Annotated in this window: 15 protein-coding genes; 4 read left to right on the top strand and 11 right to left on the bottom strand. The window is 31.0% G+C overall.

Annotated features, from left to right (window positions below; all coding sequences use genetic code 11):
• Positions 1–17: 17 nt before the first annotated feature.
• Genes QBK95_RS15620 through QBK95_RS15635 form a run of 4 tightly spaced genes read right to left on the bottom strand, consistent with a single transcriptional unit; the run spans position 18 to position 3,822 of the window.
• The gene (locus QBK95_RS15620) at positions 18–1,232 is read right to left on the bottom strand and encodes a DUF4350 domain-containing protein (RefSeq protein WP_280935466.1); all 1,215 of its coding nucleotides are present in this window, start codon (positions 1,230–1,232) and stop codon (positions 18–20) included.
• A gap of 1 nt (position 1,233) precedes the next feature.
• Entirely contained in the window at positions 1,234–1,986 is a 753-nt protein-coding gene (locus QBK95_RS15625) for a DUF4129 domain-containing protein (RefSeq protein WP_280935468.1), read from the bottom strand.
• Between the two features lies 1 nt (position 1,987).
• Positions 1,988–2,866: a hypothetical protein gene (locus tag QBK95_RS15630; protein ID WP_280935469.1), complete on the bottom strand. Its 879-nt coding sequence runs from the start codon at positions 2,864–2,866 to the stop codon at positions 1,988–1,990.
• Positions 2,863–3,822, bottom strand: coding sequence for a stage II sporulation protein M (locus QBK95_RS15635; protein ID WP_280935471.1), 960 nt, complete (start codon positions 3,820–3,822; stop codon positions 2,863–2,865). Before QBK95_RS15635 ends, QBK95_RS15630 begins: the two co-directional genes overlap by 4 nt.
• A 36-nt stretch (positions 3,823–3,858) precedes the next feature.
• Between QBK95_RS15635 and QBK95_RS15640 the strand changes: the two genes are divergently transcribed.
• Positions 3,859–4,575 (top strand): RDD family protein, encoded by a 717-nt coding sequence (locus QBK95_RS15640; RefSeq protein WP_280935473.1) that lies wholly within the window; start codon positions 3,859–3,861, stop codon positions 4,573–4,575.
• Positions 4,576–4,671: 96 nt separating this feature from the next.
• Here QBK95_RS15640 and QBK95_RS15645 read toward each other — a convergent pair whose 3' ends face one another.
• Entirely contained in the window at positions 4,672–5,430 is a 759-nt protein-coding gene (locus tag QBK95_RS15645; RefSeq protein WP_280935474.1) for a peptidylprolyl isomerase, read from the bottom strand.
• Positions 5,431–5,468: 38 nt separating this feature from the next.
• Between QBK95_RS15645 and QBK95_RS15650 the strand changes: the two genes are divergently transcribed.
• The 3 genes from QBK95_RS15650 (at position 5,469) to QBK95_RS15660 (ending at position 8,847) form a co-directional block, all read left to right on the top strand.
• Positions 5,469–6,068, top strand: a complete 600-nt coding sequence (locus QBK95_RS15650) for an NUDIX hydrolase (protein WP_280935476.1) — start codon at positions 5,469–5,471, stop codon at positions 6,066–6,068.
• Positions 6,069–6,236: 168 nt separating this feature from the next.
• Complete coding sequence (locus tag QBK95_RS15655) at positions 6,237–7,040, top strand: lysophospholipid acyltransferase family protein (RefSeq protein ID WP_280935478.1); 804 nt, start codon at positions 6,237–6,239, stop codon at positions 7,038–7,040.
• A gap of 430 nt (positions 7,041–7,470) precedes the next feature.
• Entirely contained in the window at positions 7,471–8,847 is a 1,377-nt protein-coding gene (locus QBK95_RS15660) for a beta-propeller fold lactonase family protein (RefSeq protein WP_280935480.1), read from the top strand.
• A 106-nt stretch (positions 8,848–8,953) separates the two neighbouring features.
• Here the strand turns inward: QBK95_RS15660 and QBK95_RS15665 are convergent, their stop codons facing one another.
• The 6 genes from QBK95_RS15665 to QBK95_RS15690 all read right to left on the bottom strand — a co-directional run bounded on the left by QBK95_RS15665 (position 8,954) and on the right by QBK95_RS15690 (position 14,944).
• On the bottom strand, positions 8,954–9,124 hold the full coding sequence (locus QBK95_RS15665) for a hypothetical protein (protein ID WP_280935483.1): 171 nt from the start codon (positions 9,122–9,124) through the stop codon (positions 8,954–8,956).
• 134 nt (positions 9,125–9,258) lie between these two features.
• Positions 9,259–9,459, bottom strand: coding sequence for a hypothetical protein (locus tag QBK95_RS15670; RefSeq protein ID WP_280935486.1), 201 nt, complete (start codon positions 9,457–9,459; stop codon positions 9,259–9,261).
• 67 nt (positions 9,460–9,526) lie between these two features.
• Positions 9,527–9,679 carry a hypothetical protein gene (locus tag QBK95_RS15675; RefSeq protein ID WP_280935488.1) on the bottom strand — a complete coding sequence of 51 codons (153 nt, stop codon included), beginning with the start codon at positions 9,677–9,679 and terminating at the stop codon, positions 9,527–9,529.
• Positions 9,680–9,885: 206 nt separating this feature from the next.
• On the bottom strand, positions 9,886–10,047 hold the full coding sequence (locus QBK95_RS15680; RefSeq protein WP_280935490.1) for a class I lanthipeptide: 162 nt from the start codon (positions 10,045–10,047) through the stop codon (positions 9,886–9,888).
• 145 nt (positions 10,048–10,192) lie between these two features.
• Positions 10,193–11,794 (bottom strand): helix-turn-helix domain-containing protein, encoded by a 1,602-nt coding sequence (locus tag QBK95_RS15685; protein ID WP_280935492.1) that lies wholly within the window; start codon positions 11,792–11,794, stop codon positions 10,193–10,195.
• Between the two features lie 219 nt (positions 11,795–12,013).
• Positions 12,014–14,944, bottom strand: coding sequence for a response regulator (locus tag QBK95_RS15690; RefSeq protein ID WP_280935493.1), 2,931 nt, complete (start codon positions 14,942–14,944; stop codon positions 12,014–12,016).
• Positions 14,945–14,967: the final 23 nt, after the last annotated feature.

The following is a 14,967-nucleotide window of genomic DNA, read 5'->3' on the forward strand; positions in this document are numbered from 1 at the left end:
CTTATATATCGTTTCTATTATGATTTATTTTTAAACTCGACGATCATATCATACAATCTCGTCAATTCTTCTTTCGTAATATGTGCTTTTCGATGCAGCTCTTCAAAATACTTAAATAATTTCTTAGTATCTTCTAAATCATTATTACTTCTGGCAGAAATATCCAATAACATTTTTTCGTCTAAAGTATTAGTAGGTATTCTAAGATCATGATGTACATAATCTAAAAAAAGAAGGTTTTGTTTTTCTACAATTTCTTTATGCTTCCCTTTTTCATAATACATCGCACTAATTGTTCTGGTAAAAGCTAAAGTTTGATTTTTTAGTGGTGCGATAATTGGGATGCTTCTTTGTTTTCTCTTTCCTTCAAAAATAACAAATAATAAAACTCCAATAATCAATATATAATATGCCCATTTTAGGTATCTATTTTTAAGTAGAAAAAACAAAGGAGACGAATAAAATGTCTTTCCAGATTTATAATAGTTGTCCCAAAGGATATTTTTAGTTGAATCTACATACGCTAATACGTTCTGAGTATATTCATAATTATTCTCTGTTAACATAAAGTAGTTACCAAAAGCTTCTGGAAATGAATGAAGCAATATTTCGCCATTTCCGAACGATTGTTTGATATAGTTTAATTTTGGATTTTTAATCTGTAAAGTATCGTTATATAGTTGGGTAACTCCAAGGATGGTAGTATTGATAGTATCTATCTCACTAAAAAACGGATTAGAGATGTCACGATCGTAAAGAAAAGGCCTTTCTGTTGTTAGATTTTTATTTACTAGTTCTACCAAAGGTTTGGTAGAAATATCGTCGAATGATACCATGTTATCGGTATCAATTAATAAGGTATCTAATAAATTACTACTAATTGATTTTGCAGAAATAAATAGTGTATTACCTTTTTCTACCCAATTTAATATCCTGTCTAATTCACTATTATCAAAACCTATAGATCCATTCACAAAGAAATAGGTGCCTGATATGGTATCATTATCCAATAAAAACTCATAAGGAGGTTTGTTAATATCCTTTACAATATCATCACTAAAGCTTTCCTTAATCAAATTATAAGAAACAAATGTTCCTAATGGAATCTTATCTGTTTTAGCATAGCTAGGAAACCAGTTTACAGGTTCTGGTTCACTTGCTTCCAAGAAAGTAAGTAAGCCAATTGCGGCTATAATAATTATGATGAATATTTTAGACTTTTTACTTAGCAAATTATGTGTGTATACTATTTGTGATCGATTTAAATTTTTGTTGCGCTTGATGAAATGATTTTTCATCAACTTCAAAACTACCATACCATATAAAATCATATAGTCGAGTAATGTTTCGAAATTTATTTTTTAAAGAATCATCGGTAAGCTCTTTTAAGTAATCAGTATTGGTTTTTTGGGCTTCCCAATTGATGAGTTCTGTGTCTGACAGTTTCTTGAGTACAGAAAGATAATAATACCTAATAGCTAGCCTATAATTATTCTCTTTTAGCGCAAGTTCTATTAATTGTTGAATGTCTTGATTTTGGATGATGTCTTCATCTTCAGTGAGCACTACTTGAGGAGCTTCTTGTTTTTCTAAAAGTATATCTCTGGGATTTACTTTCATAAATAGCCAACCTAACAAAAACAATACACCTATTACAATGAGATATGGTAAAATTTGTAATATAACACCCCAGAAACCAGTAATTTTTTCTACCCCAAACAACCATCGGATAAATTTACTCCAGAGTTGACTAACCCATTTTTTAAACTGCGTCCAGATATTATCAGGTTCTTGATATTCTGTATAGTCAAAATCACTGTCATCTCGTAATTCCTGAATTTTATCAGAACTAAATTTTCTAACCTCCTTACTAGAATCAAGATCGTACACGATTTCTTTTGTTTCAGCTACGTCGATAGTATCTTGAGTCTCTGCAGAAACAGAAAATGATAGTAATAATAGTAAAGAAAGCAGTGCTGTTTTCAAATTATTCGGATTTTCCTAAAGAATCGATTTGTTCTAGTGTTCCTGTATGATGTTTTCTTTCGTTAAGATTAAAATATATAAAGGCACTAGATATTGAAGTAAAAAGATATATAATAATGTACTGCACGACAGAAGCCAATGTATTCAATACAATAAATACCCAATCAAACATACTCGATGGATCAGAAAATGTTCCTTCTGTTGCAGCAGTAAATGTTTTAAAAAATGTATACATAATTGCAGGGATTGAAAATACCATACTAATTACATACGATAATATTCCTATCACAAGAAGTGTGGCAAAAGTAATCCACCATTCATTTTTAACCAATTCAAAACTTTCTCCAATAGCATCAAACACACTGGATTTGCGAAAAACCAGAATTGGAAAAACAAGACTTAGAGGAACATAAAGATATATTCCTGGCAGTATACACAATGCAAGTCCAATCATAGTCATTATAGATGAAAGAATAGCCAGACCCATAATACTTCCCAGATCTTTCTTTACACCATCTACTACAAGTTGTTGATCTATTACTCCATCATGATCTATATAAACTTTGATGTAATGTAAAACAGTGCCAAAAATTAATCCATAAAATAATAGAACACTTACTAGCATAATCAAAACTGATATTATTAAGCTTCCAGAATTAAATAGTTCTGAACCTCCACCGATATTAAACGGATCCATAAGATTAGATGAAGCATAGGTATAATATCCGATTGATAGCAAAAGAATTATAAAAACAACACCTGATGTTTTAAGTAATACTGAAAATAACGTTTTGAAGTTAGTTCTTAAAAATGCAAATACATCTGTAAGAATATCTCCAAGTTCTCTTTTCTTTTTAAAATCTATGTATTGATTGTTCATAGTAATGATTTTTTATATAATTGTCTGGGGTAGATTACGTAATAAAAAAGAATTAGCCCTAAGGACCCACCAATAATTAGAATTGCTAGCCAATCTGGCATTTCTGTATGTCGTGTTACAAAGCCTTCTAGAAACCCTGCAATAATAAAAAATGGGATGGTGCTAATCACAATTTTCAATCCTGCTTTTACACCTTTTACAAAAGAAGTAAGTCTGGTATAAGTTTTAGGAAACAAAATAGAATTACCAACCACTAATCCAGCACAACCTGCAATAATAATAACCGATATCTCGATGGTTCCATGAATCCAAATGGTTCTGACGCTTTCCCATAAAAGTCCTTTCTCATAAAAGAAATATTGAAAAGAACCTAACATGATAAAGTTTTGCATGAGCATAAAAATAGTGCCAATACCTAACGTGATACCTAATATAAAACAGTTCAATGCTACTCTAATGTTGTTTATTGTAATCCCTAGAAACATATTCGTTTCTCCCATTTTCTTATAAACAGCCATAGGATCATCGTTCTCAATATTTTCTAGCGTCATATTTACGTATCCGTCACCTAAAATAGATCTTACAAAAGCTCCATCTGTTGCAGAAGAGTATACTCCAATAGCTGTAAAAAGCGCAGAAACTAAAAATGCAATTAACAGTTGACGTTGATATTTATAAAATTCTAAGGGAAATTCTTTAACCCAGAACGAATAGAAACGATTTTTCTTTTCCTTTTTAGTTTTATAGATTTTTTGATGAGCGTTTGAAGCTAGTCCGTTTAAGTAGTTGAATGTTTGGCTGTTAGGGTAGAAAGTTCTTGCGTAACTCAAATGATCTGTTATCTCAATGTATAAACTGGAGAGTTCATCTGGAGTAATTTGTGCATTATTAAGCAGAACACTTTCAAATTTTAACCATTTATCTTTATTTTGCTTCACAAAAGCCGCCTCACGCATGGATCAAAAATTAGGAGCTTCAAAGAAACATAATTAATGGATAATTTTCAAATAGAAACAGCGCAAAATGTAAGCATTCAACAAAATGCTGCAGGAATAGGGGAACGAATCTTAGCATATTTGATCGATCTTCTGATTATTATCGCTTATTTTATCGTTACACTTTTTTTTATCGGAGTTTTGGATTTGGATGTTGGAGACCAATGGGCTTTTTGGTTAATGATAGGTCTTCCTCCTTTTTTATATTTTCTGTTATGGGAAACTTTTTGGAACGGAAGAACTCCAGGAAAAGTTTCTATGAAACTTAGAGTAGTACGATTAGATGGTTCCAGACCAGCGTTTTCTGGATATTTAATTAGATGGTTGCTTAGGTTGTTAGATATTACTTTGGCCTCTGGAGGTATTGCAGTAGTTGCGATTCTTTTTAAAGGGACAGGACAAAGACTTGGTGATATGGCTGCAGGTACTACGGTAATAAGTGAAAAACAAAAGGTAAAGTTTCATCAAACGATTTTGGTGGATATACCAGATGATTATATGCCTTTATATCCTCAAGTAACTGTATTTAGTGATGTAGAGATGCGTAAAATAAAAGGAATCTATCAGGATGCAAGAAGAAATGGAAATCATAATATTATTCTGCAACTAGCAAATAAGGTAAGTGGACTTATGGAGATTACTCCGCAAGAAAAACCAGTGCAATTTCTTTCTAAGGTACTAGAAGATTATAATTATTATACCCAGAAGCTATAAAAGAAAAGATTTATTATTTTTTGTAATTGATTACAATAACTTGATTTTTGATTATTTGAAATAATTATAATTTGGTACTTTCTCCAAACTCCAAACTTATTTAATCACTTCTGCTTTGATGAATATATTTTCTTTTGGCCATTCACTACTGTCAACGGGAACATTAGAGATTTTGTCTGCAACATTCATTCCTTTCACTACTTTACCAAATATTGTATGTTCTCCATCTAAATGATAGGCTCCTTGTTTAGCAATCACTATAAAAAATTCATAAGGAGTAGAACGATTAGAAGGGTTGTTAACCCATTGCTTGGATAACGCAACTGCACCTCGATTATGCTTTAGCCCTTTTATAGGTTCTTGTGGTAATGTATAGTCGCCAATATCGAAACGTTTTTGGGCCATTTGTTTACGATCACTGTTTCCTCCCTGAATTACAAAACCTTTGGCCACACGATAAAAGAAAGTTTCATCAAAATACTTTTGTTTTACCAAATAAATAAAATTAGCACGATGAACTGGAGATTCTGTGTAGAGTTTTATATGAATTTCTCCATATGTAGTATTAATACGTACAAGAGTTTCAGGATTTTCTTCACCATATTGTAAAAGAAAATCTTTCATATTTTGGTTTGTAAGTTTAAAAGATTCCTTCTCAGGTACTGTTAAACTATCATTTTTTTGTGTTGCGTCATCTACTAAAGTATCTGTCTTATTTATCGTTTTTTTTACTTCAATACTATCTTTCTTAGAAACAGCGTGCTGTTTATTTTTTTTAGAATGTGTATCTTCACAACTACAGAATATAAAAAAAACTATAAAACTATATACTAAAATTACTCTGGTAAATGACATTCGAAACATTTAAAAATTTGATTCCAAAAATACAGAAAATGTCAGTACCGGGAGAATCTTCTCATTTTATTATGGCTCCTGAAATCAGAAGACAAGAGCTTTATAAAATTAAAATCGAAGAACAGAATCCCAGGAATGCTGCAGTATTGATGCTTTTTTACCCTAAAGAAGATCAGGCGTATTTGGCATTGATTTTACGTCCAACATATGAAGGGGTGCATTCTGGGCAAGTAGCATTGCCAGGTGGTAAAGTAGAGGAATTTGATGAAAATTATGAGTCTGCTGCATTGCGGGAAACTTGGGAAGAAATTGGTGTTAAATCAGATACGGTAGATGTACTGAAACATTTAACTAAGGTTTATATTCCTCCATCCAATTTTTGGGTACATCCTTTTCTTGGATTGACTAAAAAGATGCCAGATTTTGTTTGCCAGGAAGAAGAAGTGGCTGCCGTGATAGAGGTATCAGTGGCACAATTACTAGATGAAAGCAATGTGGTATCTAAAAAATTATCAACTTCTTATGCAGAAAATATCGAAGTACCTTCCTTTGAATTAAACGGTTACGTTGTTTGGGGTGCTACGGCAATGATGCTTAGTGAACTTAAAACCTTCCTAAAATCTGCGTTAGATGCATGATTTTGTATATTTGGCTCCTGTTTTCTTCTGAATATTTAGAAGAATTTAACTGAAATGTTATCTGTTATTTAATTAATTGTGATTAGTTTTAAGTATAACTAATTGATAATAAGTTGCATTGGTTTGCGCTTTAGAGAATAATAGAGACAGAAAAATTGAAATTATTTTATGGGGTTATTTAAAAGAAATCCTTTTGGACATATTTTATTCCTAAAAAAATGGCTCATCCGTATTATGGGTACTATGACTCATAGACGTTATCGTGGTTTTAACGAATTACAAATAGAAGGAAGCGAAATTTTTAAAAACCTTCCTGATAATAATGTGTTGTTTGTTTCTAATCATCAGACCTATTTTGCTGATGTAGTTGCAATGTTTCATGTGTTTAATGCAAGTTTAAGTGGTCGTACTGATTCTATAAAAAATGTAGGCTATTTATGGCAACCTAAGCTTAATCTATATTATGTAGCTGCAAAAGAAACCATGAATGCTGGTTTATTGGCAAGAATATTATCATATGCTGGAGCGATTACTGTAGAAAGAACTTGGAGAGAAAAAGGAAAGGATGTTAATCGTCAGGTAAAGATGAGCGACATTACGAATATAAAAAGAGCATTAGAGGATGGCTGGGTGATTACATTTCCGCAAGGAACAACCAAACCTTTTAAACCTATCCGTAAAGGTACTGCCCATATTATTAGACAATATAAACCAATTGTGATTCCGATTGTTATTGATGGTTTTAGAAGATCTTTTGATAAAAAAGGTATAAGAATCAAAAAACGAGGAATTCTTCAATCAATGGTTATCAAAGAACCTCTGGATATCGATTACGAAAACGATTCTATTGATGATATTGTAGGCAAACTAGAATATGCAATAGAACAACATTCATCCTTTCTTAAAGTAATTCCACAAGAAGAATTAGAAGCTGAAGAAGAATTAAATAAAAAACGACAATGGGAGTATTAATTTTTCAAATTCCTATTATGCTTTTTGTTAGCTAGCTAACATTTTTGATCATACCACTCTGTTAAGATATTCTTGTAAGAGTGTTAATGTTTTTGTAAACTACATAAAGCGATTGTTCTTTTTTTTGTTTGAAAAACACTTATAGTGTATTGATTTTCAATGTACTATACGTTTTTTTTTATGCCGCTATCCTATGTGATGTTTTAGGGTAGGTTGTAAGTAACCAAATATCCAAACGTACCAAATATCAGTCAAAGTACTTAGAACTAATACGCCCACTTTTCTTAAGTATTACATTGTATTCGGCCGAATATATAGTGAGCAAAAAGTAACTGATCATTGTCTTATTTTACTTAAAAAGATGACATTAAGGTTATCAAAACTTGAGATAATGAATTGTAGCATAAACACAAAACTCAAAAAAGATAAAATGAAAAATTTAAAATTAAGCTTATATACGCTTTTGGCCGTAATATTGATATTTACATCTTGTAGTGATGATGATGATTTTATTTCTGATGGAGGAGGTGAGGAGACTACCGATTTTGTAGGAGCAGTATATGCAATGACAAATGGTAGCGGACAAGTACCTGGCAATGTTCAGGGAGCTAATACAATCATCTCTTATGGTAGAAATTCTGATGGGACATTAACGCCAATTGGCCCAGTTCCAACTGGTGGGAATGGAGGAGATTTTGATGGAGGAGAAGGCCTGGATCCTCTTATTTCTGCCTATGCGCTTACAAAAACTGATGATAATAAAAATTTATTGGCAGTAAATGCAGGTAGTAATACAATTACTTCATTTAATATTCAGGATGACTTTTCTCTTCAAGCGGCTGGTTCACCTCAGTCAACTGGAGCAGATGGTCCTAACAGTATTGCCTATACCTCTAGTAATGCAGATGGTGTTAAAGGAATAGTGTATGTATCTAATATAACAAGAGCAGAGTTTTTGGCTGCTGGAGAACCTGCTCAACAAGGAACTATTACTGGGTTTTGGTTATTAGAGGATGGAACTTTGTCTCCAATTGCAGGATCTACAAGAAATTTAGCGAATAGACCTTCTGCTGTTCAGTTTTCGCCAGATGGTAATTGGCTTGTAGTTGCATCAATTAATGCAGGTGCATCAGGATTAGCATCAGGAAGCGAAGATGAACTTGTAGTATATGGGGTAAACCCTGATGGAACTTTATCAGCAAATCAAGTAGCTGGGGCAACATCAACTTTAAGAGATAATACTGAAGGAAGAAACCTTCCTTCTGCTATAGGATTTCAGATTGTAGGTAATAACTATGTGGTAGTTACAGAAGCAAGAGAATTTCAGCCCGATGGCACACCACCAGCGTTTCCTGCGTTGCAAGATGGTTCTGTATCCACATGGCAAATCCAAGGCGATGGAAGCTTGAGTCCGATAAGTTTAGATGTTCGATCGGGAGAAGGAAATACTGGAAGAACGGCATGTTGGTTGGATTTTACAGCTGATGGAAACACCTTCTTTGTATCTAATGCAATAGAAGCAGGATTAGCATCGTATAGTTTTAATAATGGTGTAGTAGAATTAATAGATCAAGCGGCTGCTTCAGGAACAGGAACTGGTGGAGCTGATAATGGACCTGATGCATTTGCAAGTACTGATGGATGGATTGATATGTGGATATCTGATGATGGTCAGTATTTATACCAATTATATGGATTAGACGGAACTATTGGAATTTATAGGGTAAATGGTCAATCTTTAGAATTTATTGCAGAAGAATCAGGAAATCTTCCTGATACCAATACACAAGGTATTGTAGCCATATAGAAAAGTAATTGTAGTTTTAGTAATTATTATTTTTTCCGAGAAAGCCAAAAGATCTAATGACCTTTTGGCTTTTTTATAGTAACTCAATGGTTATGAAAAAAATCTGTTACATGATTTGGCAATATCCCCAATGACAGAAGAATTCTTCATACTCAAAGCCTGGAATTCCATTTAAGGCACTACAATCATTATGGCTATAACATTGCATACCTGTATTACCTCCATTCACGGATTTTTGCTCTTTTTTATTTAAAACTTGAGCGCCTTTTAATTGCATTAATTTTTTCATTTTGTTAAGATTAATTGTTTTTTTATTATTACTGCAAACATTTTAAGACAGTTGCTTTTTCCGTCTATTCCAATTAAAATTCCCCTTGTTTTTAACTCAAATTGTTCAAAAAAATATGCTAATTAGATAAATGAGCATATAGAAAGTGTCACGGTGTTTCCGTTGATTATTTTTTCAACTCCACAGCTTCCAGAGCAACAATCACTATCGTCGATACATCTTCTGGCTACATTTTGACAGCCAAAAGCACCTCCGTGAATTGATTTTTGATCCTGTTTTTTAAGAACCGTAACTCCGCTTACGTTTAAAATTTGGTGAATCATTTTTGAATATTTTTTAAGTTAGAAATACAATGAGGTTCTCTCTAAGTGATCTTAGAGAGAGTTTTTATTATTTTATGTGTTCATAACAATGTCCAAAAGAACAACTACCACCACAAAATCTAAGGCAGTCAGCGCCATAATAAATGCCACCTTTAACTGTTTGCTGTTCTTTTTTGTTTAATGTTGTTACTCCTTTTAATTCTAAAATGTTATTAAGCATGATGATATGTTTTATTACCTACTCTATATAAAGGTTTTCGGTTACCCCTTTATCAAAATTTATCTAGTAATGATAGTTCTGATTTTGATACTAAAGTAGAAGGTAATCTGAGGTATTAAAAAGGAAGGTTGACCATTTTAAACAAATTAGCCATAAAAAAACCCTGCAGAATTTGCAGGGTAAGTATTATTCGAAAAAAACTATATTTATTTTTCGTTATAACAAAAATCAATAATCACTCCAGTTTCTTCAGCAAGGGCACTTGTTAAAACACTAGTTCCTCCTTCTATTTTTCTCATAGCATCTATGTTAATCCTTGCTATTGTTAGCTTTTTGAAGTTGATGTTTTGCGTTTTGTCTTTTTTCATTTTAAAATGATTTAGTTATTTGTTAGTTTTTTTATTGATATCGAAGTACATCAGAATTTTGAAAAATGTATTTCGTTAGAAATATATTTTATTTTAAGGATTTATAATAATGGTATATGACTAAATTGTTTAAAATAGCCATGAATTACACATTGATTTCTTCGTTTATTAGTTGTTTTTCAATATGTTTAATGTAATAGGATGGGTTGATGCCTGTTTTTGCCTTAAAATGCTTTACTAGCGAATAACTACTTTTATATCCAACCTCTGAAGCAATGGATTGAATAGAAAATGATCTAAATTTCTTGTCATTTTTTAACCTTTTTAAAACATACGCTATTCTAAGATCATTGATATACTCTGTAAAGTTTTTCTTTTTATGGATGTTTATGGTTTTAGATAGGTAGGTAGCATTGGTTTTTAACCTTTTTGCCATTGTTCTTAGATTGCATTCAGATTTTAGGAAGTATTCTTGTGACTCTAGTCTATCTATTCCTTTAATTATTTCATTAACCTTTTGATCATCAATAATAATCTCTTTAGGAGATGCCATCTTTTGGATAGAATTTTGTTTGCTAGCTTCTAAATGATCAATTTCTTTTATGAGTTTATTGAACAATGTTTTATTAGATCGTTGCTTTTTGAAGTATAAGAAGACGATGCATATCAATGCTATTGTAGTAATTAAAAGAACCCAGAACATTATTTTTTTTTCATTACTCTCTTCAGCATGTTTAGCACTTAGGATTGTTATTTCTTTTTCATGAATGATATCTACCGTTTGATCTTTATCCTTTTGATAAGATTCATTCAGTGTATTATATTTACTATGCCAAAGGGTTGCTTTTTCGAAGTCTTTTTTTGCATTGTAACAATTGGCTAATAATAAATGAGATCGAATTGCGGGAGGTTTTAAGAAATCAGTTTCTTCATAGCGGCCTATACTATTTACTAGTTCTGTAATTGCCTTATCATAAAATTCTTGTTGGTAATAACAACTTGCAGTAAAATAACTTGTGTTTATTATTGGGAAAGACTTATTGTTTATTTCTTGCTTAGATAAAATGTCTTTAGCTTTGAATAAGAAATTAAGAGATTTATTATATTGTTTTTGATAATAATATACCATTCCTTTTTTAATGTATAAATCCAAAATGGCTTCGTTGTATTTTAGTTTCTTACTGATATCTAACCCTTTCTCTATATAATATAGAGTAGAATCATATTGCGTTTTATCTAAATATACTTCACTGGTAAGTACCAAAATGCTAACGTGACCTCCTTTGTTATAAAAATTGGTGTTAGGTATCATTTTAAGTGAACGATGTGCTATTTTTAAAGCTTTATCTAATCGATTCATTCTCCTTAGGATAACTATAAGTCCTGCATTAGCTTTTATTTCCAATACTTTATGCTCCGTTAATTTTGCAACATCTAATGCTTTTGAATACGCATTAAGAGCATCTTTATTTTTTCCATCTCTAAGATGAACATGACCTTTTCTTGTATACAGGATAGATAATAAAGAATCATTACGGTGTTCTTTGACTATTTCTTCTGCTATATTATAGTAGGACAGGCTTTCTTCATAATCTTCATTGTCATAAAATACTTCTGCTTGTTCAATATATTCGATAGCATCTTGAATATTTTTTTTTTGAGCAGTAACGTAAAAAGAACTTAAAAGAAGAATTAATAGATATAAGAAAGAATATGTACGTTCTGAGGAATTCTTATGAGTTGTCATTATGATGAATATGTGTAATGTCAAATGTAAGTAATACTTTTATTTTTACAGAATATTTATATATGGTACTACGATTGGTTACCGTTGAAAAGATTATAAACAGTGTAGTAATGATTCTATGTAATATTTACTGAAATGAAGTTGTTAAGTAACTTTATTTAGTAAATACTTAAAAAATGAACTGTAAATCGACATAATAATTATATAGGTATACTCATTTTAAGTATCAAAATAATCAATAGGTTTTTTACCATATCGCGTTTCATAAAGTCTGCTAAATCTAGTAACATGGGTAAATCCTACAGATAGAGCAACGGCTTTTACATTTTCATACGTTTTATTTTCTAACAAATACCGAGCTTTTGTTAGTATGATTTCCTGTTGAAATTTTTTAGGACCCAGACCAGTAACCATTTTTATTTTTCGTCTTAGTTGACGTTCTCCTAGATTTAATTCTTGTGTAAGATTTGATAATTTAAATTCTGAACTCTCTAAGTTTTTTTCAATAATTTCGGCAGCTTTTTTAATTAGATCAATATCAGATTTATTTTGCTTACTGAAGTTTTTGTCAATGATTCTATCACTGTAATTGTCAGCTTTTTGGTTTGTTGTCTCAGAAAGTTCTTTTACAGGATGTATGATTTTCTCTTTTAACTTTTTACGTTCTTGATATCGGTATATCAAATTATAGGTTCTAGCAAGAAGTTCTGAAGCATTAAAAGGTTTAGAAAGATAATCATCTGCACCAATAGTTAATGCTTTTAATTTTTTTTCCTTACCCAACAAAGCAGTAAGCATGATAAAAGGAATGTCGTAATAAGACGTGTCTTGCTTTATATATTTTAACAATGAATATCCATCCATCACTGGCATCATCACATCAGAAATGATAAGGTCAATCTTATTTTGCTGTAATAAACTTAGAGCTTCAGAGCCATTATTTGCCCTTACAATTTGATATTGTTTTTGTAAAATAGAAACAATATAATTTTGCATATCTGGATGATCCTCTACTACTAAAACAGTATACTTTTTGTTTATTTCTATATCTTTAGATATTAGATGATCTCTTGATACATTGGCATCATCTGGTTTGATATTAGACTGTTCTACTTTTTTGATACTATTTTCTAAGACAGGTATTTTTACTGTAATCGTAGTCCCTTTTTCTAATTGGCTTTCTATATTAATTTCTCCTTGCATAAGATCTACAAGTTCTTTTACTAATGATAAACCAATTCCTGATCCACCTTTAGGTGGTTTTAATGGGTCATTGCTTTGAAAATATCTATCAAAAATATGAGGAAGATCTTTATTTGAAATTCCAGTCCCTGTGTCGTTTATTAGTATTTGTAAGTTAGAATCGTTTAAAGAAGTAATAAAATTTATTTTACCTTTTTGAGGAGTGTATTTGAAGGCATTAGAAAGCAGATTATTGATAATTTTTTCAATTTTAAAAGCATCAATAGCTATAAGGTATTTATGTAGGTCATTAAAATCATAACTAAAATTAATTGCTTTTTGTTCTGATAAAAAACTAAAACTATGTACACTTTTTTTAAAAGTTTTAGAAATATCAACCATATGATTGTTCAGTACTGATTTATTAGCTTCTAACCGGGATAGATCAAGTATATCATCAACTAATGTTTTTAACGAATTAGCATTTTTTTGAATTATTTGGATTTTTTCTCTTGCACCGACAGGTAAGAAGTCATTGTGCTCTTGTAGTATTTGGGTAGCGGGCCCTGATATTAGAGTAAGTGGTGTACGAAGTTCATGAGATATATTTGTAAACAACCTTGATTTAGAGTTGTTTAATTCATTTAATTCTTCTTTCTGCTGCGATAATAATTGATTTAATTTTCGTCTTCTTTTCAATCCATAATAAAGCGATATTACCAAGATAATCATCATTAAAAACAAACAACTTAAGATCGTAATTAGCCAATCTTTTTGTCTACTTACTCGTTGCTCTAACATATTTTGTTCTCTATTGGCATCGATTTTAGCTCGCAGAATTTCTGATTCAAGTTTAATAGTTTTTTCGTCAAAAATATTATGCTCAAAAACATGAATCAATGGAACCACATTATTAAAAACCTTAAGAGCATTTTCAGGTTGATTTAATTCATTTAACGTTTCGGCATAGAGCATACCAGTGTGAAATAACTCATGAGTGGATTGAACGTCTTGCAATGCAAATGTATAAGCTAATTTTGCATAATGTAATCGTTTTTCTTGATCACTTCTTTTCTTTTCTAATAGGCTAAGGTTTTTATAGGTAGTAGCAATTATTGCTTTGTGACCAGATTTAACGGCATTTTTAAGTGCTTTTTCTAGGTAATAAGGAACTTCGTCGATTTTGTTTTTGTGCATAAGAATCCGAGCCATTACGTTTCCTGCTCTTCCGATATTAAAATCATTACCATGATTAAGCGATGCATTCCAACCATCTAGGGCAAAGGATAATGATAGATCTAATTGTTTAAGTTCATAATAGTTCTCAGAGACTCTTATTAATAAAATTGGATGTATATTAAAATCAGAAAATCCATTAGTTTCTATAAACTTTTGAAAAGAGGTATATGTATTAATGGCTTCTTCAAAATTTGCCTGTGTTACATAATTACGACTTTGTTCATAGGCAATTATTTGCCTCGATTTTAAAAGACACTTTTTATTTTTTGATATGTCTATCATATCTTCGGCATCTTTTAAATATGAAATACTGATATTAGTGTTGTTTAATTGATGATTAGCAATACCTAATCGTATCAAACTTTGGATATGGATTTTTTCTTTTAAATCAGACTTTTCTTCATTTTGAATAAACCTAAGTGATGTATGCGCAAAATAGTTAGCGCTATCAGGTTTTTTTAATTTATGGTAAGCTTCTGCTAAAAGATTACTAATATTAGCTTTCGCTATATTTTGTGTTGATACGTTAAAATGTTTACGTAACTGGGTTATCTCCTTAGAAGTTTTACGTTTGAAGAAAACATCATAACTATTTTTATTACAATCTGTAGACTGAGTTATTGTAGCAATACCATTATCAATTTCTTTGGTTTGATAAGCAAAACTACCTAGACAGTACAATAACATAAAAACTAATATCATGTTTTGTAAGGAAAGTTTCTTTTTCATTGGAGCATGAAGTTAAATGATCT

The organism is Aquimarina mycalae (assembly GCF_029906345.1).
In the GTDB taxonomy this organism is placed as follows: Bacteria; Bacteroidota; Bacteroidia; order Flavobacteriales; family Flavobacteriaceae; genus Aquimarina.